This is a genomic window from Streptomyces sp. SCPE 10 (assembly GCF_051980735.1).
GTDB classification, from domain to species: Bacteria; Actinomycetota; Actinomycetes; order Streptomycetales; family Streptomycetaceae; genus Streptomyces; species Streptomyces misionensis.
The window spans coordinates 1330770-1355686 of record NZ_CP197069.1 but is presented as its reverse complement, the minus strand read 5'-3'; the positions used below and the strand labels follow the sequence as shown (position 1 = coordinate 1355686).

The 24917-nt window shown below is 71.9% G+C and carries 29 protein-coding genes; 6 read left to right on the top strand and 23 right to left on the bottom strand.

Annotated elements, in window-relative coordinates:
* Positions 1–23 precede the first annotated feature (23 nt).
* Positions 24–362 (top strand): fic family toxin-antitoxin system, toxin component, encoded by a 339-nt coding sequence (locus ACSP97_RS06345; protein WP_355155098.1) that lies wholly within the window; start codon positions 24–26, stop codon positions 360–362.
* On the opposite strand, the gene ACSP97_RS06340 is transcribed toward ACSP97_RS06345, so the two are convergent.
* The 4 genes from ACSP97_RS06340 to bioB all read right to left on the bottom strand — a co-directional run bounded on the left by ACSP97_RS06340 (position 363) and on the right by bioB (position 4404).
* Positions 363–1052 carry a class I SAM-dependent methyltransferase gene (locus ACSP97_RS06340; protein ID WP_358274547.1) on the bottom strand — a complete coding sequence of 230 codons (690 nt, stop codon included), beginning with the start codon at positions 1050–1052 and terminating at the stop codon, positions 363–365.
* Between the two features lie 185 nt (positions 1053–1237).
* Positions 1238–1978: a dethiobiotin synthase gene (gene bioD, locus ACSP97_RS06335; protein WP_440556703.1), complete on the bottom strand. Its 741-nt coding sequence runs from the start codon at positions 1976–1978 to the stop codon at positions 1238–1240.
* A gap of 1 nt (position 1979) precedes the next feature.
* Entirely contained in the window at positions 1980–3269 is a 1290-nt protein-coding gene (locus tag ACSP97_RS06330) for an adenosylmethionine--8-amino-7-oxononanoate transaminase (protein WP_355155064.1), read from the bottom strand.
* Positions 3262–4404, bottom strand: coding sequence for a biotin synthase BioB (bioB, locus tag ACSP97_RS06325; RefSeq protein WP_355155066.1), 1143 nt, complete (start codon positions 4402–4404; stop codon positions 3262–3264). The genes ACSP97_RS06330 and bioB overlap by 8 nt, the downstream gene beginning before the upstream one ends.
* A gap of 147 nt (positions 4405–4551) precedes the next feature.
* Between bioB and ACSP97_RS06320 the strand changes: the two genes are divergently transcribed.
* Entirely contained in the window at positions 4552–5679 is a 1128-nt protein-coding gene (locus ACSP97_RS06320) for an 8-amino-7-oxononanoate synthase (protein ID WP_355155068.1), read from the top strand.
* Positions 5680–5718: 39 nt separating this feature from the next.
* Here the strand turns inward: ACSP97_RS06320 and ACSP97_RS06315 are convergent, their stop codons facing one another.
* Together ACSP97_RS06315 and ACSP97_RS06310 are read right to left on the bottom strand one after the other, a co-directional pair.
* Positions 5719–5943, bottom strand: a complete 225-nt coding sequence (locus ACSP97_RS06315; RefSeq protein ID WP_355155070.1) for a DUF397 domain-containing protein — start codon at positions 5941–5943, stop codon at positions 5719–5721.
* Positions 5944–5953: 10 nt separating this feature from the next.
* Positions 5954–6814 carry a helix-turn-helix domain-containing protein gene (locus tag ACSP97_RS06310; RefSeq protein ID WP_382014707.1) on the bottom strand — a complete coding sequence of 287 codons (861 nt, stop codon included), beginning with the start codon at positions 6812–6814 and terminating at the stop codon, positions 5954–5956.
* A 213-nt stretch (positions 6815–7027) separates the two neighbouring features.
* On the opposite strand from ACSP97_RS06310, the gene ACSP97_RS06305 reads away from it, so the two are divergent.
* Positions 7028–7498 (top strand): ATP-binding protein, encoded by a 471-nt coding sequence (locus tag ACSP97_RS06305; RefSeq protein WP_355326567.1) that lies wholly within the window; start codon positions 7028–7030, stop codon positions 7496–7498.
* A 118-nt stretch (positions 7499–7616) separates the two neighbouring features.
* On the opposite strand, the gene ACSP97_RS06300 is transcribed toward ACSP97_RS06305, so the two are convergent.
* The 3 genes from ACSP97_RS06300 to ACSP97_RS06290 form a co-directional block, all read right to left on the bottom strand.
* Positions 7617–8090 carry a C40 family peptidase gene (locus ACSP97_RS06300; protein ID WP_355155076.1) on the bottom strand — a complete coding sequence of 158 codons (474 nt, stop codon included), beginning with the start codon at positions 8088–8090 and terminating at the stop codon, positions 7617–7619.
* Between the two features lie 577 nt (positions 8091–8667).
* Entirely contained in the window at positions 8668–8976 is a 309-nt protein-coding gene (locus tag ACSP97_RS06295; RefSeq protein WP_355155100.1) for a hypothetical protein, read from the bottom strand.
* Between the two features lie 7 nt (positions 8977–8983).
* Positions 8984–9613 carry an ATP-dependent Clp protease proteolytic subunit gene (locus tag ACSP97_RS06290; protein WP_440556698.1) on the bottom strand — a complete coding sequence of 210 codons (630 nt, stop codon included), beginning with the start codon at positions 9611–9613 and terminating at the stop codon, positions 8984–8986.
* Positions 9614–9698: 85 nt separating this feature from the next.
* Here ACSP97_RS06290 and ACSP97_RS06285 point away from each other — a divergent pair, with 85 nt between their 5' ends.
* Positions 9699–9986 (top strand): type II toxin-antitoxin system Phd/YefM family antitoxin, encoded by a 288-nt coding sequence (locus ACSP97_RS06285; protein ID WP_355155080.1) that lies wholly within the window; start codon positions 9699–9701, stop codon positions 9984–9986.
* Between the two features lie 48 nt (positions 9987–10034).
* Here the strand turns inward: ACSP97_RS06285 and ACSP97_RS06280 are convergent, their stop codons facing one another.
* From ACSP97_RS06280 to ACSP97_RS06235, 10 genes are all read right to left on the bottom strand, one after another.
* Positions 10035–10760, bottom strand: a complete 726-nt coding sequence (locus ACSP97_RS06280; RefSeq protein WP_440556695.1) for a lysophospholipid acyltransferase family protein — start codon at positions 10758–10760, stop codon at positions 10035–10037.
* A gap of 106 nt (positions 10761–10866) precedes the next feature.
* The gene (locus ACSP97_RS06275; RefSeq protein WP_355326561.1) at positions 10867–11511 is read right to left on the bottom strand and encodes a methyltransferase family protein; all 645 of its coding nucleotides are present in this window, start codon (positions 11509–11511) and stop codon (positions 10867–10869) included.
* Positions 11512–11647: 136 nt separating this feature from the next.
* Positions 11648–12865 (bottom strand): ornithine--oxo-acid transaminase, encoded by a 1218-nt coding sequence (rocD, locus tag ACSP97_RS06270; protein ID WP_355326558.1) that lies wholly within the window; start codon positions 12863–12865, stop codon positions 11648–11650.
* Positions 12865–13674, bottom strand: coding sequence for a dimethylargininase (ddaH, locus tag ACSP97_RS06265; protein WP_355155088.1), 810 nt, complete (start codon positions 13672–13674; stop codon positions 12865–12867). Before ddaH ends, rocD begins: the two co-directional genes overlap by 1 nt.
* 265 nt (positions 13675–13939) lie before the next feature.
* A complete protein-coding gene (locus ACSP97_RS06260; protein WP_070028160.1) occupies positions 13940–14425 on the bottom strand; it encodes an Lrp/AsnC family transcriptional regulator in 486 nt (161 codons plus the stop codon).
* Between the two features lie 39 nt (positions 14426–14464).
* The gene (locus ACSP97_RS06255; protein ID WP_355326555.1) at positions 14465–14620 is read right to left on the bottom strand and encodes a hypothetical protein; all 156 of its coding nucleotides are present in this window, start codon (positions 14618–14620) and stop codon (positions 14465–14467) included.
* Between the two features lie 140 nt (positions 14621–14760).
* Positions 14761–15711, bottom strand: coding sequence for a cytochrome c oxidase assembly protein (locus tag ACSP97_RS06250; protein ID WP_355155102.1), 951 nt, complete (start codon positions 15709–15711; stop codon positions 14761–14763).
* A gap of 195 nt (positions 15712–15906) precedes the next feature.
* The gene (locus tag ACSP97_RS06245) at positions 15907–16932 is read right to left on the bottom strand and encodes a 6-phosphofructokinase (protein ID WP_355155091.1); all 1026 of its coding nucleotides are present in this window, start codon (positions 16930–16932) and stop codon (positions 15907–15909) included.
* A 225-nt stretch (positions 16933–17157) separates the two neighbouring features.
* A complete protein-coding gene (locus ACSP97_RS06240; protein ID WP_440556691.1) occupies positions 17158–17886 on the bottom strand; it encodes a type 1 glutamine amidotransferase in 729 nt (242 codons plus the stop codon).
* Between the two features lie 21 nt (positions 17887–17907).
* On the bottom strand, positions 17908–19146 hold the full coding sequence (locus tag ACSP97_RS06235; protein ID WP_180332182.1) for a MurT ligase domain-containing protein: 1239 nt from the start codon (positions 19144–19146) through the stop codon (positions 17908–17910).
* A gap of 152 nt (positions 19147–19298) precedes the next feature.
* Between ACSP97_RS06235 and def the strand changes: the two genes are divergently transcribed.
* The gene (def, locus tag ACSP97_RS06230; RefSeq protein WP_382011842.1) at positions 19299–19838 is read left to right on the top strand and encodes a peptide deformylase; all 540 of its coding nucleotides are present in this window, start codon (positions 19299–19301) and stop codon (positions 19836–19838) included.
* A gap of 1 nt (position 19839) precedes the next feature.
* Here the strand turns inward: def and ACSP97_RS06225 are convergent, their stop codons facing one another.
* Positions 19840–20484 carry a TetR family transcriptional regulator gene (locus tag ACSP97_RS06225; protein WP_070028148.1) on the bottom strand — a complete coding sequence of 215 codons (645 nt, stop codon included), beginning with the start codon at positions 20482–20484 and terminating at the stop codon, positions 19840–19842.
* A 166-nt stretch (positions 20485–20650) separates the two neighbouring features.
* Here ACSP97_RS06225 and ACSP97_RS06220 point away from each other — a divergent pair, with 166 nt between their 5' ends.
* Entirely contained in the window at positions 20651–21880 is a 1230-nt protein-coding gene (locus tag ACSP97_RS06220) for an acyl-CoA dehydrogenase family protein (RefSeq protein ID WP_355155096.1), read from the top strand.
* A gap of 85 nt (positions 21881–21965) precedes the next feature.
* Here ACSP97_RS06220 and ACSP97_RS06215 read toward each other — a convergent pair whose 3' ends face one another.
* The 3 genes from ACSP97_RS06215 to ACSP97_RS06205 are packed head-to-tail and all read right to left on the bottom strand — an operon-like array spanning position 21966 to position 24809.
* The gene (locus tag ACSP97_RS06215) at positions 21966–22511 is read right to left on the bottom strand and encodes a cupin domain-containing protein (RefSeq protein WP_355153762.1); all 546 of its coding nucleotides are present in this window, start codon (positions 22509–22511) and stop codon (positions 21966–21968) included.
* Between the two features lie 7 nt (positions 22512–22518).
* Positions 22519–23742 (bottom strand): cytochrome P450, encoded by a 1224-nt coding sequence (locus tag ACSP97_RS06210; protein ID WP_355524990.1) that lies wholly within the window; start codon positions 23740–23742, stop codon positions 22519–22521.
* On the bottom strand, positions 23739–24809 hold the full coding sequence (locus tag ACSP97_RS06205) for a type III polyketide synthase (RefSeq protein WP_440556687.1): 1071 nt from the start codon (positions 24807–24809) through the stop codon (positions 23739–23741). The genes ACSP97_RS06210 and ACSP97_RS06205 overlap by 4 nt, the downstream gene beginning before the upstream one ends.
* Positions 24810–24917: the final 108 nt, after the last annotated feature.

The following is a 24917-nucleotide window of genomic DNA, read 5'->3' as shown; positions in this document are numbered from 1 at the left end:
GCATCGACCTCGCCTGGCTGCTCATGCTCGCCGAACAGAAGACGCCCGGGGACCCGCAGGTCGCCGACTGGGGCGCGCTGATCGCCGCCGTCGCACGGCACCGGGCGGAGATATTCGGTGTGCCGGTGTACGAGACGCCGTACGCCCGGGCCGCCGCCCTCCTCCAGTTGCTCATCCACGTGCCGGCGCTGGAGCGCTCCAACGCGCTGTTCGCCTCCGCGGTCGCCTACGCCTACCTGGTCGCCAGCGGTGCCAAGGTGGTCACCACGCCGGAACAGGTGCGCGACCTGGCCCGGCTGGTGAAGGACGGCGCGGCGAGCGTGGACGAGATCGCCCGGGAGCTGCGCCGCTGGAGCCTGTGATCAGCGCCCGCCCGCCTCGTCCGGACGCCAGGCGGTGCCCAGCACACAGGAGGAGGCCGGCAGCCTCGGCCCCCGCTCGGGCAGCAGCAGGCTCCGGTACGGCCCGAGTTCGAACCCGGCGGCCCGCAGCGCGGCCAGCGGGTCCCGGGACAGGTGGCAGCCGCCGGCGAGCGCGGGCCACACCGTCAGGTCCAGCGCGCGCTGCGTGAGCCGCATCGCCCGGCCGCCGCCCCGCCCGTGCTCGAAGAACCGCACCTGCCCGCCCGGCCGGAGCACCCGCCGCACCTCGCCCAGCGTCCGCGCGACGTCCCGCACGCTGCACAGCACCAGGGACAGCACGACCGCGTCGAACGCCTCGCTCTCGACGGGCAGCGCCTCCGCCGCGCCGGGTACGACGTCCACCGGCACCTGCGCGCGCAGCGCGGACTCCAGCGCCAACCGGCGCAGCAGCGGCTCGGGTTCGATGGCGACGACCTCGCTGACGCTGCCGGGGTAGTGCGCGAAGTTCAGCCCGTTGCCCGCGCCGACCTCCAGTACCCGGCCGCTCAGCCCCGCCAGCAGCCGCCCCCGCTGCCGGGCGAACCCCAGCCGTGTCTCGGCCCCGACACTGGCCCGCGCGTAGTACCGGGCGAACACCGGGTGCGCGCCGGGCTCCCGCCGTCCGCCGACCGCCTTCGACCCCAGCCGCATACCGACCTCCAGGACACCGTGGGCCCGGGGGAAGTGTCCCCCGCCGGAGCGGGCGCCACCCCCGGGCGGACACGCGCGGCGGACACGGGTGTGCGAGGGGCCGGGGGGAGGGGCCTCCGCCGGCCGGAGGGCCGACGGTTCCGAGGGCCGGGGAGGAGTCCTCGTCGGTCTCCTCCCCGGCGCTCCTAGGCCATGCCCTCGGGCTGCTGCCGGGCCCCCTCCCTGGCCCGGAAGGCCGCCGCGTCCCAGGTGCCGTCCAGGCGCGGGGCCAGCCAGGCCGGGGCCTTTGCGCGGAAGTCCGCCGGGGGCAGGACACCCGCTCCCGCGGGGACGGCGCCCAGGAGGGGGGCGCCGGCGACCTCCGGGAGGTCGGCGACGTTGCAGCGGGTGGCCAGATCGGGGTCGGCGGGCCAGCTGCCGATGACGACACCGGCCGGCTCCAGGTCACGGCGGCGCAGCTCGCGCGCCGTCAGTTCCGTGGTGTTCAGCGTGCCGAGCCCCGCCGTGGCCACGATCAGCACCGGCGCCCCCAGCAGCCGCGCCGCGTCCGCCAGCGTGCCGCCCTCCGCGTCGAACCGGACGAGCAGCCCGCCCGCCCCCTCGACCAGTACCAGATCGTGCTCCGTGGCCAGCTTGGCGGCCCGCTCGGCCACCTCCCGCGGGTGCACGGGCGCCATGCCCGCCCGCCGTGCCGCCGTCCCCGGCGCCAACGGCTCCGGATACCGCGCCAGTTCGTCCGCCGTGACGGCGCCCGCGAGCCGCGCCACCTCGTCGGCGTCGCCGCGCTCGTCCGGCCGTACCCCCGTCTGCGCGGCCTTCAGCACGGCCACCGAGCGCCCGGCCGCGACCGCCGCCGCGGCGAGGGCGGCCGTGGTCACGGTCTTGCCGACCTCCGTGCCCGTTCCCGTGATCACCAGTACCGGCATGTCATCCCTCCCGCGCCGCGGCACACACCGCGCGCGCGATCCTCGCCACGTCCTCGTCGGAGGTGACGTACGGCGGCATCGTGTACACCAGGTCCCGGAACGGACGCAGCCACACGCCCTCCCGTACGGCCGCGCGCGTGGCCGCGGCCATGTCGACCTCGTGGTCCAGCTGGACGACCCCGATCGCGCCCAGCACCCGCACGTCCCGCACCCCGGGCACCTCGGCCGCGGGGGCCAGACCGGCGCGCAGGCCCGCCTCGATCCGCTTCACCTCGGCCTGCCAGTCCTGGCCCAGCAGCAGCTCGAGGGAGGCACAGGCCACGGCCGCGGCCAGCGGATTGCCCATGAACGTCGGCCCGTGCGCCAGCACCGGCACCTCGCCGCGCGAGATCCCGTCGGCCACCCGCGCGGTGCACAGCGTGGCCGCCATCGTCAGGTAACCACCGGTCAGGGCCTTGCCCACACACATCACATCCGGCGTGACGGCCGCGTGGTCCGCCGCGAACAGCGCACCCGTGCGCCCGAACCCGGTCGCGATCTCGTCGAACACCAGCAGCACGTCGTGCGCGTCGCACGCCTCGCGCAGCACCCGCAGGTACCCGGGGGAGTGGAAGCGCATCCCCCCGGCGCCCTGCACCACCGGCTCCACGATCACCCCGGCCAGTTCGTCCGCGTGCCGGGCGATCAGCTCGCGCAGCGCCCGCGCGTACGACTCGTCGTACTCCGCCGGGGGCGCGTCCGCGAAGACCTGGCGCGGCAGCACCCCGGACCACAGCTCGTGCATCCCGCCCTCGGGATCGCACACCGACATCGGGTGCCAGGTGTCCCCGTGGTAGCCGCCCCGCCAGGTCAGCATCCGCTGCTTGCCGGGCCGGCCGAGCGAACGCCAGTACTGGAGGCACATCTTCACCGCGACCTCGACCGACACCGAGCCGGAGTCGGCCAGGAAGACGTGCTCCAGACCGTTCGGCGACATGTCGACGAGGAGTTTCGCGAGCCGGACCGCGGGCTCGTGGGTGAGCCCGCCGAACATCACGTGGCTCATCCGCGAAAGCTGCCGGGTCACCGCCTCGTTGAGCACCGGGTGGTTGTAGCCGTGGATGGCCGACCACCACGACGACATGCCGTCCACCAGCTCGCCCGAGCCGTCCGCGAGCCGCAGCCGGACCCCGCTCGCCGACTCCACGACGAGCGGTTCGACACGCCCGGGCATCGGGCCGTACGGATGCCACACGTGCCGGCGGTCCAGCTCCAGCAGCCCGGCGACATCCGGCGGGAACCCGTCAGGCATTGGGCGCGAGGTCCGTTCCGGCGCCCCGGCGGCGGACGGCCACCAGATCGGTCCGGGGCTCGCCCGCGACCGGCTGCGCGTCCGCGGGCGCCGAACCGCAGGCCCCGGCCCCCTCGTGGCAGCCGCCGCCCGCCCGGTGCTCCGGCAGGGTCACCTGGTCGGCGCCCTCCACCTCGAACCCGGCGTCGGCGATCATCTCCAGGTCGGCCTTACCCGCCTGGCCCTCGCTGGTGAGGTAGTCGCCGAGGAAGATCGAGTTGGCCAGGTGCAGCGCCAGCGGCTGCATGGTGCGCAGGTGGACCTCGCGGCCGCCCGCGATGCGCACCTCCACGTCCGGGCAGACGAAGCGGACCATCGCCAGGATCCGCAGGCAGCGCTGGGGGGTGAGGTTCCACTCCTTGGCCAGCGGGGTGCCCTCGAACGGGATCAGGAAGTTCACCGGAACGGAGTCGGGGTCCAGCTCGCGCAGCGAGAAGACGACGTCCACCAGGTCCTCGTCGCTCTCGCCCATGCCGGCGATCAGACCGGAGCAGGGCGACAGTCCGGCCGCGTGCGCCTTCTGCACCGTGTCCACCCGATCGGCGTACGTGTGGGTGGTGGTGATGTCCCCGTAGGTGGACTCCGAGGTGTTCAGGTTGTGGTTGTACGCGTCCGCGCCCGCCTCGCGCAGCCGCTCGGCCTGGCCGTCGGAGAGCAGCCCGAGGCACGCGCACACCTCGACGCCCTCGTTCTCGTCCTTGATGGCCTTGATGGTCTGCGAGACCCGGTCCACGTCCCGGTCGGTCGGGCCGCGCCCGCTGGCCACCAGGCAGACCCGCTTGGCGCCGCCCGCCAGCCCCGCGGCCGCCGCCTTGGAGGCCTCGTCGGGCTTGAGCCAGGTGTACTTGAGGATGCCCGCCTCGGAGCCGAGCCGCTGCGAGCAGTACGAGCAGTCCTCGGGGCACAGGCCGGACTTGAGGTTGACCAGGTAGTTGAGTTTCACGCGTCGGCCGAACCAGTGCCGGCGCACCTTGCCGGCCGCGGCCACCACATCGAGCAGGTCGTCGTCGGAGGTGGCCAGCACGGCGAGCGCTTCCTCGCGGGTCGGCAGCTCGCGCCGAAGCCCCTTGTCCACCAGCGTGTTCAGCAGGTCCATGAGGTCCGATCCTGTCCTACGAGACTGCCCCCGGCCAAGGAGAGTTTGCACAACGAAGACGCTTCACCGTGTGGGTATCGCCACACGGTGGACGGCGGCCCGGACCGCTAGGGTCTGTCCGCTACCTACAAAACGACCGGAGGACCCATGGCGTTCGGCTGGATCGAGGAGCAGGCGCGGGCGCGCCGCGACGCCGGGCTCGTCCGGCGCCTGCGCCCGCGCCCCGCCGAGTCACCGCTGCTCGATCTGGCGAGCAACGACTACCTGGGCCTGGCCCGCCACCCCGAGGTCACCGAGGGCGCGGCCCGGGCCGCCCGTACCTGGGGCGGCGGCGCCACCGGCTCCCGGCTGGTCACCGGCACCACCGCGCTCCACGCCGAACTGGAACGCGAACTGGCCGCCTTCTGCGGCTTCGAGGCCGCCCTGGTCTTCTCCTCCGGCTACGCCGCCAACCTGGCCGCGGTCACCGCGCTCGGCCCGCACGGCTCCCTCGTCGTCTCCGACGCGGGCAACCACGCCTCGCTGATCGACGGCTGCCGCCTCGCCCGGGGCGAGGTCCAGGTCGTCGGGCACGCCGACCCGCGGGCGGTGCGCAAGGCCCTGGCCACGCACGGGGGAGCGGCCATCGTCGTCTCCGACACCGTGTTCTCGGTCGACGGGGATCGGGCGCCGCTGGCCGAGCTGGCCGAGGCGTGCCGGGAGCGCGGCGCGGGACTCGTCGTGGACGACGCCCACGGTCTCGGTGTGCTGGGCGAGGGCGGGCGCGGCTCGGCGCACGCGGCCGCCCTCGCGGGCGCCCCGGACGTGGTGGTCACGGCCACCCTGTCCAAGTCGCTGGGCAGCCAGGGCGGCGTGGTGCTGGGGCCCGCGCGGGTGATCGACCATCTGGTCAACGCGGCCCGGACGTTCATCTTCGACACCGGACTGGCCCCGGCGGCGGCCGGTGCGGCCCTCGCGGCCCTGCGGCTGCTCGCCCGCGAACCCGAACGGGCGGCGCGGGCCCGCGCGGTGGCGGGGGAGCTGTACACAAGGCTGACCACCGCGGGTCTGGAGGCGGTGCGTCCGGACGCCGCGGTGGTCTCCGTGCGGGCTCCGTCCCCGGAGCAGGCGGTGCGCTGGGCGGCCGACTGTCGTACGGCCGGCCTGGCCGTGGGCTGTTTCCGACCTCCCTCCGTGCCCGACGGCGTCTCACGGCTGAGGCTGACCGCGCGTGCGGACCTCTCCGGCGCGGAGATCGCACACGCGGTCGGGGTCATCGGCGAAACGCGACCATGAGTCGGCGGAACACGGCCGTGCCTCGCGGCTGACCGGGCCTCAGCGGAGCGCGGCCACGAAACCGGCCCAGCTGGGGGCGGAGAAGAGCAGCGCGGGACCCGTGGGGTCCTTCGAGTCGCGCACGGCGAGCAGTCCGGACCAGGGTCCGGAGCGCGGCCGGGCCGTCTCCACGCAGTTGTTGGCTCCGGTGCTGTAGCTGCTGCGCAGCCAGCGCACGTCGTACAGGTCGGTACTGGCAGGGACGTTCCGAGGCATTGCTGACAATGGTGCCTCCTTACGCGCCGTCACCTATCCCGGCGATGTAGGCGAGCGAATCGTGGGGGGAAAGAGCGTGTTCCTGGAGGGTCTGGAAGGCCTCCGAGTACGCCCGGAGGTCTTCTTTCCGTTCCAGGTAGAGGCTACTCGTCAATTGGTCTAGAACAACCACATCGAGATCAGAAGTGCTCGGAAATGAGAAAATAACGAAAGGGCCGGTGAGGCCGACATGCGCCCCCGCCCCGAAGGGCAGTACCTGGAGCCGTACTTGGGGCAGCAGCGCGGCCTCCATCAGCCGCTCCAGCTGCCGCGCCATCACCTCGGGGCCGCCCACTTCGCGCCGCAGCACCGCCTCGTCCAGGACCGCGCACAGCTCCAGCGGGGGGTTCGAGCGCAGCACGTCCTGCCGGGCCAGCCGCACCTCCACCAGCGCGTCCAGGCGCTCCTCGTCCAGGTCCTTGACGGCCGCCCGGGTCACCGCGCGGGCGTAGTCGGCCGTCTGCAGCAGGCCGGGCACCACCGTGGTCTCCAGCGTGCGCATCGTGCTGGCCTGCGATTCCAGGCTGATGAAGTCCCGGTAGGTGGGCGGCAGCACCCCGCGGTAGGCGTGCCACCAGCGGTCGCGGTCGCCGTCGTTCTCGGAGCCCGCCAGCATCAGCAGCAGCTCGCGCAGCTGGGCGTCCCGCACGGCGTAGGCGTCCAGCAGCAGGCGCAGATCGGCCGGTTTCACACCACTGGAGCCCGTCTCGATGCGGCTCACCTTCGACTGGTGCCAGCCGACCAGCCGGGCGGCCTCCCCACTGGTGAGCCCCGCCCCCGTGCGCAGTGTGCGCAGTTCGGCACCCAATTTGCGACGGCGCACGGCCGGCCCGTTCTGCATGGGCTCCTCCTTACTCCTTCCGGGCCGCCCGAATACGGTCTCCCGTCGCAGAGTTCACCGCATCGAGCGACAGATATATGCATATCTTGGTGGATCGCCCCCCGTGACCGGCCCGGTGGTGGCAGTCTGGCGAGGAAGCACCAGTCCGGGACCGTACTCGAACCATCCGCTCCATGTCGGACTTCGGTCCCGTGGGAAAGGGACGACGTCGCCATGGCAGACCATCTGGAAGCATCCGTCATTCTGCCGAGCGAACCGGCTTCGGTCGCCGCCGCCCGCTCGTACGTGGTCGGCACGCTGGCGGAGTGGGGCCTGCCGTCGGACACCGAGGCGGCCGACACCGTGCGGCTCATCGTCTCCGAGCTCGCCACCAACGCCGTGCAGCACACCCTCGGGCAGTCCCCCACCTTCACCGTCGACATCGCCCTGGACCGCGACGAACGGCTCCGCATCGGTGTCACGGACAGTCATCCGCGCTTCCCCAAGCGGCTGCCCGCGGCCGTGCAGCAGGACAACGGCCGCGGCATGGTGATCATCCGCTGGCTCACCGCGGAGTGCGGCGGCAGGCTCCGGGTCCGGCCCACCCGGGAGGGCGGCAAGACGGTCTCCATCGAGCTGCCCTGGACCGTCCCCGTCGCGCCGGTGCCCGCGGCGGGCCGGCCGGAACCGCGGCCAAGCTCGTGAAACGTTCATCCGGCGGGCGCGGGGGCCGTCCCGGTCCGCCCGGGGGCTGGAGGCGGTGCCGGAGGAGAACACGGGGAGCGGCCCGGTGGCTGGAGTCGCTCCCGTGTGCGCGCGGGGGTCAGTTGACCCGGCCGTACCAGACGCTCCTGGACCAGATCTTCTCCAGCCGCACCACCGCGCCGGTCTTCGGCGCATGCCAGATCTTGCCGTGCCCGGCGTAGATGCCGACGTGGTAGACGTTCCGGCCGGAATGGAAGAACACCAGGTCACCGGCGCGGCGGCTGGAGGCGGAGATGTGGTGGGTCTTGTTGTACTGCTGGGCGGCGGTCCGCGGCAGCTTCTTGCCGGCCTTCTTGAACGAGTAGAGCGTCAGCCCCGAGCAGTCGAACCGGCGCGGTCCCGTGGCGCCCCACTGGTACGGGGCGCCCTTCTTGGACGCCGCGATCTGCAGCGCCTTCGTCGCCATGGTCGCGGCCGAGGCGTCGGAGGACATCCCCGGCACCGCGATCGAGCCGCCCACGGCGGCCAGGGTGAGAGCCGAGGCCGTACCGGCCCGGGCCATCAGCGACGGGACACGATTGAGCGCAGTCATGCGCAACCCTTCGTCAGCCGCCTGTGAAGGATGACCTGTCGGATTCGGGCTGGCGAAGTAGCCCGGCCGCGTTGCCGCGGCTTCACCCCAAGGGTCGGCCCGGAGCGTATGCCCGTCCGTTCGCACGGACGGCCAGCCGCTACGGCGACCCGCCTTGCCTGGGTCCTCCACTCCTGCCGATCCACTCCTGTCGACCGGTCATCCGGGCGGCGGCAGGACTCGGCGTCCGCCCGGATCGCCCCGCCGCGGTGGCGGGGGCTTGTCGTCAGACAGGGATCTTCACTCACAGCTGTCCGAAAATCCCAACGGAACCGGGGATTTGTGGCGTTACTCACCACTCGCCCGTTCGGGTGGAAGCTGCTCCGTTCGATAGCTCGTCAGTTCCCGTACGTAGCCCCGGACCTGGGAAAAGATGATCGTGCAGCACCGCACGGACAGGGGCGCGGCGCAACTCGGGAGCGCCGGAAACGGACCCGGATATACACCGGTCGGCGGTACATCGTTCGGGCCGTTTCGCGCGGGGGCCCGGCCGGGCGCGCAGACGCGCGGCACCGGCCGGGCCCCACAGCCGTCCGGATCAGTTCGAGACCTGTGGCGGGAGCGCGACGCGCGCGGCCCGGCGCTCGCCGTCCAGCACCCGCAGGGCCCGTGCCAGCGTGCCGCCGTGCAGCTCCCGCTCGCCCCGCCGGTGCATCAGATCCAGCGCGTCGCGCAGCTCCTCCGCCTTGCGCACCAGCGCCTGCGCGGCGCGCAGCCCGCGATAGGTGTCCCCGTCGCGCGCCGGGTTGATCCTGCCCAGCTGGTCGACCACGTCCAGGTAACGGTCCACCAGTTCGCCCTCCGCGCGCGTCAGTGCGGGCAGCGGCGGCAACTCCTCGGGCAGCACGGCCGGCTCACCGCTCGCCGGGGAGGTCGCGGCGGCTCGGGACCACCCCGTCCACCAGGCCGTACGCCAGTGCGCCCGGCGCGTCCAGCATGAGGTCACGCTCCAGGTCCTGATGGACCTGCTCCTCGCCGCGGCCGGTGTGGCGGGCCAGGATCTCCTCCATGAGGGCGCGCATCCGGGACAGCTCCTCCGCCTGGATCACCAGGTCGCTCGGCTGGCCCTGCGCCGGCTGGGGGAGCGCGGGCTGCGAGAGGACCACGCGGGCGCCCGGCAGGGTGAACCGCTTGCCGGGGGTGCCCGCGGCGAGCAGGAGGGCACCGACCGAGGCGGCCTGGCCCAGGCAGTAGGTCTGCACCTCGCAGGTGACGTACTGCATCGTGTCGTAGATCGCCGTCATCGCGTGGAACGAGCCGCCCGGGCAGTTCAGGTAGAGCGTGATGTCCCGCTCCGGGGCCAGGTGTTCGAGGTGCATGAACTGGGTGATCACATCGCTCGCCGCCGCCTCGTCCACGGGCGTCCCGAGGAAGACGACCCGGCTCTCGAACAGCTTCGAGTACGGATCGAGCCTGCGCTCCCCCAAACCGGTGGTGCGTTCGGTGAACTCGGGCAGGACATAACGGGCAGACGGTCGGACCATCTGGGCACACCCCTCCTCGCGGCAGAGCCGGGCTCCCGGCTTCTGTACAGAATGTACATTACGTACGCGTGGGTATGATGGGGGTATGGCCTACGAGATTCCGGTGACCCAAGCCAGGGCTGAGCTCGCCGACCTGATCAACCGGGTGGTGTACGGCGGCGAGCGCGTCGTCGTGACCCGGCACGGCAAGCCGCTGGTCGCGCTGGTCTCGGCCGCCGACCTGGAGCGCCTCGACGCCCTCGACGGCGCGGCGGAGCCGGGCGAGGAACAGGTGACCAGCACGGTGTCCCGCGTCCGCGACGTCCCGTCCGCTCCGCGCGAACAACAGCGCTTCGGCATCGCCGCCGAATACCGGGGCCCTGGCGTGTCCTGAGCGCCTGCCGCGCCGCGCGCGTCGGACGGGCCCGGCCTCCTCGCGCCGTCAGCCGAGGGGCGCCCGGGGGAACCTGCGCTCCTTCTCGCCCCGTTCCTCGGCCTGCCGGCTCTTGACGACCGCCGCGTACTGGTCGACGTACTCCTGCTCGGACAGGGTCAGGATGGCGTACATGATCTCGTCCGTGACGGCCCGCAGTACGGCCTTCTGGTCCTGCATCCCGGCGAAGCGGGAGAAATCCAGGGGCTCGCCGAAGCGGATGGTGACGGGACGGATCCGCGGGATCAGCCTGCCGGGCGGCTGCGCCTCGAAGGTGCCGATCATCGCGCAGGGCACCACCGGGACGCCCGCCGTCAGCGCCATCACGGCGACCCCGACCTTGCCCTTGTACAGCCGGCCGTCGTGCGAGCGCGTGCCCTCCGGGTAGATGCCGAGCAGTTCACCCCTGCGCAGCACTCCGAGGCCCTCGCGGACCGCGGCCTGCCCGGCCTCCTTGCTCGAACGGTCCACCGGGATCTGCCCGGCGCTGCGGAAGAAGAACGCGGTGAGCCGGCCCTTGATCCCCGGTCCGGTGAAGTACTCCGCCTTGGCGAGGAAGGTGATGCGTCTCTTCAGGATCGCCGGCATCAGGAAGTGGTCGGAGAACGAGAGATGGTTCCCGGCGACGATCGCCGGTCCGGTCGCCGGCACGTTCTCCAGGCCCTCGATCCGGGGCCGGAAGACCAGTCTGAGCAGGGGACCCAGCAGCACGTACTTCAGGAGGCAGTAGAACAAGGTGCCGCTCCTCACTCCGGCGGCCCGGCTCGGCCGCGAGGACAGCGTGCTGCCACCGGCCGCGGGCGGCAACCGCACCGGGGAGCTTGGCGCGATCGTTGCCCTGCTACGGCCGGCCGCCGTCGGCGCCGTCCGGTCGTACCCGGACGGCGGGGCGTATGCCCGGCAGGAGCGCCGGGACACGCAGCCGGTAGGCGTCGTAGGCGGCCCCGAACTCGCCCGCCATCAGGGCGTCCTCGACCCGGACCCGGCGCAGCAGCCAGGGGACCGCGACGATCAGGTAGGCGATCCACACGCCGAAGCCGCAGGCCAACATCCCGCCGGTGATCAGGCCGAGCATGCCGGTGTAGATGGGGTGGCGGACCAGCCGGTAGGGGCCGTCCGTGCGCAGCTCGTGGTGGTGCCGGACGGTGGGGACGCTCGCCCACATGGTGCCCAGCACCCAGCGGGCCCAGAGCAGCAGGGCCGTGGAGACGACGACCAGCAGCGCGCCGGGCAGGGCCAGTTCGGGCCGCCAGAAGCGGAGGCCGTCCCAGAACCTCTCCGTGAGCCGTATCAGCCCGGCGAACACCACCACGCCCGCGGTCAGCGCCGTCCGGCGCTGCAGGGCCGACCGCGACGCGCGCAGCCGGCCGCGGAAGCCGGCGTGGCCCCGGATGCCGAAGTAGACGGCACCGAGGAGCCACGCCGTGAGGAAGACGAGGACGCAGACACCGGTGAGGTCGGCGAGTGCCGGACGCATCGCGTTCATGCCGCAAAGGCTGCGCCCCGCACCCCGCCCGTCACCAGCACCCACGGGTCGATGGAGACCTCTCCACCCGCGGATGGACAAACCCTGACCGAACCCCGAGGGGGCCGCCCGGCCGCGGGAACGGAACCCGGCCCCGTCAGCCCAGCACCCGCTCCAGTGTCCCCAGTGCCGAGCCCAGTTCCTCCGCGGTGATCGTCAGGGGCGGTGCCAGCCGGATGGTGGAGCCATGGGTGTCCTTGACCAGGATTCCCTCCCGCATCAGGCGCTCGCTGATCTCCCGCCCGGTGCCGATCGCCGGGTCGATGTCGACGCCCGCCCACAGGCCGCGGGAGCGGAAGCCGAGCACGCCCTTGCCCACCAGTTCGGTCAGCCCGTCCCTCAGGACCACGCCCAGTTCGGCGGCGCGCCGCTGGAACTCGCCGGTCTCCAGCAGTTCGACCACCGCCGTGCCGACCGCCGCCGCGAGCGGGTTGCCGCCGAAGGTCGAGCCGTGCTCGCCAGGGTGCAGCACCTCCATCACCTCGCGCCGGGCCACCACCGCGGACACCGGCACGATGCCGCCGCCGAGCGCCTTGCCGAGCAGCAGCACGTCCGGCACCACGTCCTCGTGCTCGACGGCGAGGGTGCGGCCCGTGCGGCCGAGCCCGGACTGGATCTCGTCCGCCACGAACAGGCAGCCCTTGCGCCGGGTCAGCTCGCGCACGCCCGCGAGATAGCCGTCGTCCGGGACGATCACCCCGGCCTCGCCCTGGACGGGCTCGATCAGCACCGCCGCCGTCGTGTCGTCGACCGCCGCCTCCAGCGCGGCCGGGTCGTTGTAGGGCACGACCTTGAAGCCGGGCGTGAACGGCCCGAAGCCCGCGCGGGCCGTCTCGTCGGTGGAGAAGCTGACGATCGTGGTCGTACGGCCGTGGAAGTTGTCCGCCGCGACCACGATCGTCGCCCGGTCGGCGGGCACGCCCTTGACGTCGTAGGCCCACTTGCGGGCCAGCTTGATGCCGCTTTCCACGGCCTCCGCGCCGGTGTTCATCGGCAGCACCATGTCCTGGCCGGTCAGCGCCGCGAGCCGTTCGGCGAACTCCGCGAGCCGGTCGTTGTGGAACGCCCGGGAGGTGAGCGTGAGCAGGTCGAGCTGGCGGTGGGCGGCCTCGATCAGGGCCGGGTGCCGGTGGCCGAAGTTGAGCGCCGAGTATCCGGCCAGCATGTCCAGGTAGCGGCGGCCCTCGACGTCCTCCACCCAGCTGCCCTCGGCCCGGGCCACGACCACCGGCAGCGGATGGTAGTTGTGGGCCAGGACCGGCTCCTCCGCACGGATCAGGTCGTCGGACGTACGGGTGCGCGCGGGTGCGGTCATCAGCGGATCTCCTGGGTGCAGCACTTGATGCCACCGCCGGCCTTGTGGAACTCCGACAGGTCGACGGGGACGGGGACGTAACCACGGTCGGCGAGGCGCTCGCACAACGCCTCGGCCTGGGGGGCGATGAACACGTGCCGGCCGTCGGACACCGAGTTCAGGCCCCAGGCGAGCGCGTCCTCGCGGGTGGCCGGCACCGCGTCCGGGAACAGGCGCCGCAGCACCTCGCGGCTGCCCGGCGAGAACGCCTCGGGGTAGTAGCAGACATTGGCGTCGTCCAGCACGAACAGCGCCGTGTCCAGATGGTAGAAGTACGGGTCCACCAGTGTCAGGCCGATCACGGGGTGTCCCAGGAACTCCTGGGCCTCGCGGTGCGCCTCGCGGGTGGTGCGGAACCCGGTCCCGGCCAGGATGTACCGGCCGGTCCACACCAGGTCGCCCTCGCCCTCGGACACCGCCTCGGGGCGGTACACGTCGTAGCCCGCCGCCTTGAACCAGGTGTCGTAGTGCACCGACTCGGGGCGCCGCTGCGGCGCGTGGAACAGCGAGCCGAAGACCCGGCCCTCGACCACGCACGCGGCGTTGGCCGAGAACACCATGTCCGGCAGGCCCGGCACCGGCTCCAGGGAGTCGACGGTGTGGCCGTGGGCGCGGTAGGTGCGGATCAGTTCCTGCCACTGGTCCCGCGCGAGGTCCACGTCAACCGGCCGGTCGGGGTTCATCCAGGGGTTGATCGTGTACTGCACCGCGAAGTGCCTGGGTTCACAGACAAGGAAGCGCCGGGGGCGCGATTCACGGCTTTCGGACACAGAGGGTTCCCTCCGGTTTCCGTCTGTCACTGATGGGTGACTCCAAGGTAGGAACGAAGCCGGACGCGCGACAAGCGAAGAAAGCTGCGCGGATGTGCAGCGTTCCTGCGTTGTCACCACCCATCACGCACGGGTTTTGCGCATACTTCTGATCATCGACCGACGGTCGTCCGCGGCCTGTTCCCGGATCGTCCGTGCGCCGTTCGCGTGCCCCTCCTCGGGTCGCCGGCGAGCCCCCGGAGGCCGTCGGCGCGCCGTGGGCGGGTCATTCCGGGGCCGCCTGGGTGGCCCCCGCCTCGGGGCTGTCGGGGAGGAGATGGGAAAGCACCATCACGCTGATCGTCTTCCGGATGAACGGCTCGGTGCGGATCCGCTCCAGCACCTCCTCGAAGTGCTCCACGTCCCGCGCCCGCACGTGCAGCAGCGCGTCGGCGCCACCGGTCACCGTCATGGCCGCCGTGATCTCCGGGTGGTTGCGGACGACCTCCGCGAGGCGCCGGGGCGGAGCCGCGCCCTCGCAGTAGACCTCGACGTACGCCTCCGTGCGCCAGCCGAGCGCCGAGGGCCGCACCGTGGCCGTGAACCCGGTGATCACCCCGGTCTCGCGCAGCCGGTCCACGCGCCGTTTGACCGCCGTCGCGGACAGCCCGATCGCCGCGCCGATCTCGGCGAAGCTGGTCCTGGCGTTCGCCATCAGGGCGGTGGTGATCTTGCGGTCGAGGTCGTCGAAGGACGGCGTCCTGCTGTTCATGCGGGCACTGTAATCAGCCGGAAGGGACGCGCGACGCGACTACGGCTGGGTGACGGCCATGGCGAGGGTCAGCAGCCCCAGCACCACCCAGCCGAACCAGAGCCAGCCGTCGCCGCCGAGCGCGACCGTGTAGGCGGTCACGGCGACCAGCGCGCCGACCGTGAGCGCGCCCATCGTCTTCGTGGAACCGGGCATCGCGGCAACCCCCCTCATGGTCCGTCCCGACCATGGTGCCCCGGCCGCCGCCCGTAGGGGATACCCCCGACCGGGTCCCCTGGTTTTCCCCGGGGCTCGGCCCTGGTGGGAACGGTCTCGGTCCCGGTGGAGTGTGGAGCTCAGCCCTGCCGTGTGCTCAGCGAGGCCAGGTAGGCGTTGTACGCCTCCAGCTCCTTGTCGCCGTCCCGGTCCGCCTGCCGGTCCTTGCGCTTGGCCTGCCGCTGCTCGGAGCCGTACCACTGGAACAGCAGCGCGATCAGCACGAGCACCGAGGGGACCTCGCTGAAGGCCCAGGCGATGCCGCCGGCCGAGCTCTGGTCGGAGAGGGCGTCGATGCCGAGCGAGGCGGGCGGATGCAGGAACGTGTTCACCATCGGGGTCGACGCCATCATCAGCGCGATGCCGAAGAACGCGTGGAACGGCATGCCCGCGAACAGCTCCAGCATCCGCATCAGGTGACCCGGCCGGTGCGGGCCCGGGTCCACGCCGATGATCGGCCAGAAGAAGACGACACCGACCGCGAGGAAGTGCACCATCATCGCGATGTGCCCGGTCTTCGACCCCATCAGGAAGTCGAACAGCGGGGTGAAGTAGAGCACGTACAGGCTCGCGATGAACATCGGGATGGTGAACAGCGGGTGGGTGATGACCCGCATGTACCGGCTGTGCAGCAGCATCAGCAGCAGCTCGCGCGGGCCCGTGCGGCCCCGGCCCGCGGTCGGCAGCGCGCGCAGCGCCAGCGTGACCGGGGCACCGAGCAGGATCAGGATCGGCGACAGCATGCTGATGACCATGTGCTGCACCATGTGCACGCTGAACATGACCATCCCGTAGTCGTTCAGTTTGGTGCACATCACCAGCATGATCGTCAGCACACCGCTGACGAACGAGACCGTCCGGGCCATGGACCACGTGTCGCCGCGCCGGCGCAGCCGTACGACCCCCCATCCGTACAGGGCCAGCCCGAGCAGACAGGTCACCAGGAAGAAAGGTTCGGCCGACCACTGGAGCCCCCGCCCGAGCGTGAACGGTGGCATGTCCATCATCATGCCGTGTCCGCTGTGATCCATGTGACCCATGTGATCCATGCGGCGGCTCCTGATTCGTGGGAGTTGTGCGATTCTGTCCGCCCACAAGAGTAGAGCCGCCCCCGGTCACGCCGATGACCGGGGGCGGGTAGTTCACGGCCGGACCAACGGCCGGTCGCACGGCTATCATGCCGCCGGACTACAGGGCCGTCAGCCGCCGGACTGAAGGACGCACTCCTAAAGGACGCACTCCGCCTCGTCGTAGCGCTCCACCGGAACCGTCTTCAGGGTCTCCACGGCCTCCGCCAGCGACACCGTCACGATCTCGGTGCCGCGCAGGGCCGTCATCATCCCGAACTCGCCCCGGTGCACCGCCTCCACCGCGTGCCAGCCGAAGCGGGTGGCCAGCACCCGGTCGTAGGCGGTGGGGGTGCCGCCGCGCTGCACATGCCCGAGGATGACCGGCCGTGCCTCCTTGCCGAGCCGCTGCTCCAGCTCGACGGAGAGCTGGCGGGCGATGCCGGCGAAGCGCTCGTGGCCGTAGACGTCCTTGCCGCCCTCGTCGAAGTCCATGGTGCCGGCGCGGGGCTTGGCGCCCTCGGCGGCGACCACGATGGCGGAGCGCTTGCCGGCCGCGAACCGGTCGCCGACCTTCCGGGTCAACTCGTCGATGTCGAAGGGTCGTTCCGGTACGACGACGGCGTGGGCGCCGGCCGCCATGCCGGAGTGCAGGGCGATCCAGCCGGTGTGCCGGCCCATGACCTCCACGATCAGCACCCGCTGGTGGGACTCGGCGGTGGTCTTCAGCCGGTCCAGCGCCTCGGTCGCCACGGTCACGGCGGTGTCGAAGCCGAAGGTGACGTCGGTGACAGCGATGTCATTGTCGATCGTCTTCGGTACGCCCACGATGGGCAGCCCGCTGTCCGAAAGCAGCCGGGCCGCCTTGAGGGTGCCCTCGCCGCCGATCGGGATGATCGCGTCGAGGCCCAGCTCCGCCACGTGCCCCTTGGCCCGCTCGACACCGTCGCGCAGGTGTTCCGGGCGGACCCGGGAGGAGCCGAGGATGGTGCCGCCGCGCGCCAGGATGCCGCCCACGGCGTCCAGGTCGAGCTTGACGGAGTCGCACTCCAGCAGGCCCTTCCAGCCGTCCCGGAAACCGATGACCTCGTCGCCGTGGTCGGCGACGGCACGGTGCACGACGGACCGGATGACGGCGTTCAGGCCGGGGCAGTCGCCGCCGGACGTGAGGACACCAATGCGCATAGCCCGAATTACCTTCTCGAACGTGGGCCGGGAGGCCGGACCACGTTGTCCGGCCAATTCCCGGTCACCCTACCGGCGTGAGGGGGTGGCTCCGTAGCGGGCGTCCGCCTGCTGGACGCGCCCGCCCAGATGAGCGGACGAGCCGTCAGTCGGGCCCGGAACAAGCCTGCCGGAAACCGCTGAGAAGACTCTGACGCGCGGCTCGCGGGAGCCGCGCGCCGGTGCCTACGCGGGCTGCTGCGCGGCCGTGATGCGCTCCTCGCGCAGCGCGTCGTACCAGCGGTCGTCGATCGGCGGCAGCGCGTTGACGTCGAGCGCCAGCTTCAGCAGCAGATCGGCGATCAGCGGGTTGCGGGCGAGGACCGGCCCGTGCATGTACGTGCCGAAGACGGTCCCGTTGTAGGCGCCCTCCGTGCCGTCCCCGGTGCCGTTGCCCCGGCCGATCTTGGTGCGGGCGAACGGGCGGGCGGTGGGGCCGAGATGGGTGACGCCCTGGTGGTTCTCGAAGCCGGTCAGCGGGGGCAGCCCAAGCTGCGGGTCGATGTCCGCGAGCACGTCGCCGACGCACCGCTCGCCCTCGCCGCGCACCGAGACCACGTCGAGCAGTCCGAGGCCCGGCTCGCGCTGGCCGAGGTCGTTGATGAACTCGTGGCCGAGGATCTGGTAGCCGGCGCACACCGAGAAGACGATGGCGCCGTTCTGCACCGCCCGCTGCAGGTGCCCGTCGCGGCGCAGCCGCTCGGCCGCGAGCCGCTGCGGACGGTCCTCGCCGCCGCCGATCAGGTAGATGTCGCCGGAGGTCGGGATCGGCTGGTCGCTGCGCACGTCCAGCCGGGCCACGTCCAGGCCGCGCTGCCGGGCCCGGCGTTCCACGACGAGGGCGTTGCCCTGGTCGCCGTAGGTGCTCAGCAGGTCCGGGTAGATCCACACCAGCCGCAGTTGGTTGTCGCTCATGAGGAGATCGCCCTTCGAAGATCAGTTGCCGACGCGGCGGCGCAGGTCCTGGAACGCGGTGTAGTTCGCGATGACCTCGATCCGGCCCGGCGGGCACAGCTGCACGGCCTGGTCGAGGTTCTCGCAGACCTGGAAGTGCTGGTTGGCCACTTCCAGGCGGACGGCGAGGTCCAGCTTGCGGTCACCGAGCACGAAGATCGGGTGGCCGGTCAGCCGGGTGTAGTCGACGTCCCACAGCCAGGAGGTGTCGGTGCCGTCGGCCCCGCGCGCGTTCACGGACAGGATCACCGGGGCGGGCGGCGGGTCGATCAGGGAGAAGGTCTCCAGCCAGCCGGCCGGGTTCTTGGCCAGGAGCAGCCGCAGGTCCCGGTTCTGGAACTGCACGACGTCGTAGCGTCCGGCGACCGCCTGCACCTGGTACATCCGCTCCAGGGCGACCTGCGGCGGCACCCCGAAGACGGCGGCGACGGCCGCGGAGCTGGCGGCGTTGGCCTTGTTGGCGCGGCCCGGCAGCTGGAGGTGGATCGGCCAGGCGGAGCCGTGCGGGTCGAGGACGTGGTCCCCGGACAGCGCCCAGGAGGGCGTGGGCCGGCGGAAGCCGCACTCGCCGCAGAACCAGTCGTCGCCGGGGCGCTGCATCACGCCGCCGCAGGACGGGCAGGACCAGGCGTCGTCCTTCCACATCTGCCCGGCCGCGACCCAGATCACGTTCGGGGAGGAGGAGGCGGCCCACACCACCAGCGGGTCGTCGCAGTTGGCGACGACGACCGCCTTGGAGCCGGCCAGGCCCTCGCGCCAGTTCTCGGCGAGCATCCGGGTCTCGGCGGCGCGGTCGAGCTGGTCGCGGGAGAGGTTGAGCAGGGCGATGCACTTGGGGTCGGTGTCCCGGGCCACTCCGGCCAGGTACTTCTCGTCGACCTCTATGACGCCGAACTTGGCGTCCGAGCCGCCCGCCAGCGCGGAGGTGATACCGGCCGGCATGTTGGCGCCGAGCGCGTTCGAGACGACCGGGCCCGCGGCGCGCAGCGCCTCCGCGATGAGCCGGGTGGTGGTGGTCTTGCCGTTGGTGGCGGACACCAGCACGACGTCCAGGTTCTGGGCCAGCCGCGCCAGGAGGTCGGGGTCGAGCCGCAGCGCGACCTTGCCCCCGATCACCGACCCGCTGCCCCGTCCGGCGGCCCGCGATGCCGCAGCGACCGCCTTGCCCGCGGTCACGGCCAGCTTGGCCCGCGGCGTGAGCGGGTCCGAGTTGCCTGCCATCAGTTCTCGATCCTCCTTGCGTACGCGCCGCGCCTGGGGCCATCCGGCAACGTGGTGTGAACCCTCAGCCTATCGAGATCCATTCCCACACCCGAATCCCGGTCGCACCCATGGCGGCGGGCATGAGCTGAACGAACCGTACCCTTGCCGCCATGCGACACGGTTCCATTGCGGGCGCCCACGGGCGCGTCCGGCCCCTCACCCTGCTCGGCGACGGCGGCTTGCGCGAACGATGCGCGGAGGTCACCGACTTCGGCCCCGCGCTCGCGGCGCTCGTGGAGGACCTGTTCGCCACGATGTACGCGGCGCGGGGAGTGGGCCTGGCCGCGAATCAGATCGGGGTGCCGCTGCGGGTGTTCGTCTACGACTGCCCGGACGACGAGGACGTCCGGCACCTCGGCCATGTGGTGAACCCGCGGCTGGTGACGGCGGACGGGATCGTGCTGCGGGGGCCCGAGGGCTGTCTGTCGCTGCCGGGCCTGGAGGCGGGCACGGAACGGTACGACCACGCGGTGGTCGAGGGTTTCACGGTGACGGGGGAGCCGGTCGCCGTCCACGGCACGGGCTTCTTCGCCCGGTGTCTGCAGCACGAGTGCGACCATCTGGAGGGCCGGGTCTACGCGGACCGTGTGACGGGGTGGCGCAGGCGCCTGCTGGAGCGGCGGATCCGGCGGGCCTCCTGGAGCCGGTGACTCAGAAGCCGGGCCCTCCCACCCGGTCCCCGGCGGCCGCCAGCCGGCCCCACAGCAGGTCGGCGAGGGAGCGCACCAACTCGGCGCGGGAGCAGGGCCGTTCGCCGAGCCACCAGTCGCCGGCGGCGTGCATCATGCCGACGATGCCGTGCCCCCACACCCGGGCGAGCTGCTGGCTGCCGGGGCCGAGGTCCACCCGCTCCTCGATGACCTGGGCCAGGTCCTCGCCCATCCGCCGCAGCAGCGGGGCGCTGTGCTTGCCCACGTCGAAGCCCTGGTCGGTGCCGGTGCTGCCCTCGGCCGGGTGCATCAGGAACCGGTAGACCTGGGGGCGCGCCTCGATGGCGGCGAGGTAGGTGTCCAGCGTGGATTCCACGCGCTCGCGCCGGTCCGCCGGGGCGTCCAGCGCCGCGCGCAGGGAGGACAGCAGCGCGTCGGTGTGCCGCTTGGCGAGGGCGGCGTAGAGCCCGCCCTTGTCGCCGAAGTGCCGGTAGAGGATCGGCTTGGTGATCCCCGCCTCGGCGGCGATCGCGTTCATCGACGCCTGCGGGCCGTCGCGGAGCACCACCCGGTCGGCGGCCTCCAGCAGCTCGCGCCGTCGGCGGTCGGCGGACCGCTGCTGATCGGTCCGCTGCGTGGTGTCCATGTACTCTCCCCACCCGTGCTGAATCGGTGACGCCTGCGCAAACTAACACTGTCCTTGGCCCTGACATCGAACGGGATACCGAGAGGCCGGCGCAGGTTGACTTTTCCTACCCGCCGGTAACAGACTCTGGTTACCGCTAGTAACACCGTACGCCGCTGGAGGGGACATGGCCGAGTTCACCATGGAGCTGAACGACGAACAGAAGGAAGTCCGGGACTGGCTCCATGGCTTCGCCGCCGAGGTGATCCGGCCGGCCGCCGCCGAGTGGGACGAGCGCGAGGAGACCCCCTGGCCGGTCATCCAGGAGGCCGCGAAGGTCGGCATCTACTCCCTCGACTTCTACGCGCAGCAGTACTTCGACCCCACCGGTCTCGGCATCCCGATGGCCATGGAGGAGCTGTTCTGGGGCGACGCGGGCATCGCGCTGTCCATCGTCGGCACCGGTCTGGCCGCGGTCGGCGTCCTCGCCAACGGCACCGAGGAGCAGATCGGCACCTGGATCCCGCAGATGTACGGCGACGCCACCGACGTCAAGGTCGCCGCGTTCTGCTCCTCCGAGCCCGACGCCGGCTCCGACGTGGCCTCCATGCGCACCCGCGCGGTCTACGACGAGGCCAAGGACGAGTGGGTGCTCAACGGCACGAAGACCTGGGCGACCAACGGCGGCATAGCCAACGTCCACGTCGTGGTGGCCAGCGTCGACCCGGAGCTGGGTTCCAAGGGCCACGCCTCCTTCATCGTCCCGCCGGGCACGCCGGGCCTCACGCAGGGCCAGAAGTTCAAGAAGCACGGCATCCGCGCCTCGCACACCGCCGAGGTCGTCCTCGACGACGTCCGTGTCCCCGGGTCCTGCCTGCTCGGCGGCAAGGAGAAGCTGGACGAGCGGCTGGCCCGCGCCCGCGAGAAGGCGAAGGCCCAGGGCGGCGAGCGGGTGAAGAACGCGGCGATGGCCACGTTCGAGGCGTCGCGGCCGGCGGTCGGGGCGATGGCCGTGGGCACCGCCCGCGCCGCCTACGAGGTCGCCCTCGACTACGCCAGGACCCGGGAGCAGTTCGGGCGGCCGATCATCGACAACCAGGGCGTCGCCTTCCAGCTCGCCGACATGCGCACGCAGATCGACGCCGCGCGGCTGCTGGTGTGGCGGGCCTCGTGGATGGCGATCAACGGGAAGCCGTTCACCGCGGCCGAGGGATCGATGTCCAAGCTCTTCGCCAGCGAGACCGCGAAGAAGGTGACCGCCCAGGCGATCCAGATCCTCGGCGGTAACGGGTACACCCGCGAGTACCCGGTGGAGCGCATGCACCGGGACGCGGCCATCTACACCATCTTCGAGGGGACCAGCGAGATCCAGCGGCTGGTCATCGCGCGGACGCTGTCCGGGATGTCCATTCGCTGACGCCACCGCCGGACCGGGCGGCCGGCGGCGATCGACGGATCGCGGCCGGCCGCCCGGTTCCCCCGTTCTCCGGAGGTGACCGGGGTCACCTGTGCCGGAGCGGCGTGAGCTGCTCGATGTCGTACTTCAGTCGCAGCGCCTCGATCGCCTCCTGGTCGGGCGGACCGCCGTCCCTCAGGATCTCCAGGAGCTCCTCGAAGTAGCGCTCGTGGTCGGGGGGCGGGCTCGCCTGGAAGAACATCTTGGCGGGGGTGTCCGTCGGATTGGCGAACGCGTGCGGGCAGCCGGGGGGTACGACGATGACCGTGCCCGGCGTCGCCCGGACCACCCTGTTGCCCGAACTCGACTCCCACCTCTTCCAGTTGTCCGGGGTACGGACGCGGGGCTCGAAGGCGAGCACGTCCAGCTCGCCCTCCAGGACGTAGAACAACTCCTCGCTGCGGGTGTGCACATGGGCACCGACGTCGAAGCCCGGCGGGACCTCCACCTCGAAGGTGGAGGCCATCCGCGAGTGCACGCCGGTGACCTTGAACGTGACCCGCTGTGCGGGCGTCTCCACCACCCGGCCGTGGCCCGGCGGCACGAGCAGCCCGTCGACCGATGCCGTTGTCAGCCCTTCGACCGTGGTCATCGCGGCCTCACCACATCACGGGCAGGGCCTCGGGGCCGCGGATCAGCGCGCCCTTCCTGAAGGGCACCTCCTCGGGCGGCACGGCCAGCTTCAGGCCCGGGACCCGGTCCAGCAGGGCGTCGACGATCAGCTCGGACTCCAGCCGGGCGAGTTGACCGCCCGGGCAGTAGTGCGGCCCGAAGCCGAAGGAGACGTGCGGGTTGGGGCTGCGGGTGACGTCGATCGTCTCCGGATCGGGGAAGACCTCCGGGTCGCGGTTGGCGGCCAGGTAGGAGACGTAGACCGCGTCGCCCGCGCGGATCCGCACGCCCCTGATCTCGACGTCCTCCAGGGCGATCCGGGACAGGCCGACCGCGTTGCGGTGCGGGATGTACCGCAGCAGCTCGTCGATGGCGCGGGGACGGATCGCCGGCTCGTAGCGCAGCCGTTCGGCCAGCTCGGGGCGGGTCAGCAGCAGATAGACCATCTGCCCGCTGTTGTTGGTGACCGCCTCGCCGCCGATCTGGAGCAGCACGGCGAGCCCGACGGCCTCCTCCAGGGTGACCTCGCCCCGGCCCACGGCGGCGCCCAGCAGCGAGGCGACGTCCTCGTCCGTGCTGTCCGGGCGCCGCCCGACGAGGTCGCGGAAGTACGCGCTCATCTCGCGCTTGGCCCGCTCGCTGACCTCCTTGCCGTGCGCGGAGGACAGGATCAGCTGGGTCCACTCGTGCATGTCGTGCCGGTCGGCGGCCGGAACGCCCATCAGCTCGCAGATCACCGCGATGGGGAACGGGCTGAGGACCGCCGCCGTCAGGTCGGCGGGCGGGCCGCCGGCCAGGAGCCGGTCGACCATCTCGTCCAGGGTGGCGCGGGCCTTCTCGCGCACCCGCTCCACGCCTTTGGCGGTGAACGCCGCGGTGACCGAACGGCGCAGCCGGGTGTGGTCGGGCGGGTCCAGGAAGCCGACCGCGCCCCGGTCGGGTATGAAGTGCGGGGCCAGCCGGGTGACCGGCTTGTCCATCACCGCCTCACGGCCGAAGCGGGGGTCGTTGGTCACCATCCGCACATCGTCGTAGCGGGTGACCAGCCACGCCCAGCCCTCGCCGTTGGGCAGCTGGATGCGGGTGACCGGGCCCTCGGCCATCAGCTCCCTGAGCACCGGGTCGAAGTCCGTCCCGGCCAGGTCGAGCGCCGGCCAGTACCGGACGGGCGGCACGGCCTCGACGAGTGTCGCCTCCTCGGTCTCGGTCATCGCCGGCCCCTGTCCTCGTCCCCGTCGCTCCAGCGGCCCACCGTCATCTCGGCGGTGATGCCGGGGCCGAAGCCGGCGAGCAGTCCGCGCGCCCCCTTCTCGGCGCCGCCCTCGTCGAACAGCCGGCGCAGCGCGTCCAGGACGACGGCGCTGGCTATGTTGCCGTACTCGGTGAGCGTGGACCGGCTGAACCGGAACGCGTGCGGCTCGACCTCCAGGAACTTGCTGAGGTCGTCGAGGATGCGGGGGCCGCCGGCGTGGATGATGTAGAAGTCCAGGTCGGTGGCGTCCCAGCCGTGGTTGCCCGCCAGGTCCTTGAGCGCCGGGGCGAGCGGTTCCATGGTGGTGGGCACCCGCTTGTCCAGCAGGAAGTGGAAGCCGGTGGCCCGGACGTCGTAGGCGATCCAGTCCTCGGTCTTCGGGATCAGGTAGGAGCCGTTGCGCTCCAGCCGGACGCCCGTGCCGCCGCGTCCGCGCACCACGGCGGCGGCGATGCCGTCGCCGAACAGGCCGTTGGACAGCAGCGAGCCGACGCCGAGGTCGGTGGGCTGGTAGCACAGCGAGCAGAACTCGCAGGCCACGATCAGCGCGTTGGCGTTGGGGTACGCCGTGCAGAAGTCGTGGGCCCGGTTGATCGCGGCGCCGCCTGCCGCGCAGCCCAGCTGGGCGATGGGGAGTTGGCGGGTGGTGCTGTCGAAGTCCATCTCGTTGATCAGCCAGGCCGTGAGCGAGGGCATCATGAAGCCCGTGCACGACACATAGATGATCACGTCGATGTCGGTGGTGAGGAGTTCGGCGTCGTCCAGCGCACGCTGGATCACCGCGGGGACCCGGGCCTTCGCCTCGGCCTCGTAGAGCTTGTTGCGGTCCTCGAAGCCAGGGTGCTTGAGGGTTTCCTCGATGGGCTGCACGATGTGCCGGGTCTTCACGCCGGTGTTCTCGATGAGCCTCAGTGCCAGCGCCAGTTGAGGGTGGTCGGCGTGGCGCGAGCGCGCCAGCTCCAGCGTCTCCTCCATCGTGATCACGTGCTCCGGGACCGACACCGATGGTCTGCACAAAGTCGCCATGAACCGTCCCTGCTTTCCGCGTGTCCGGAGGGCCTTCACCCACCGGTCAGAAGGTGGTTCACCTCAGGAGGTGCTTCACCCACCGTCACCCGGGGGGACGAGTATCTC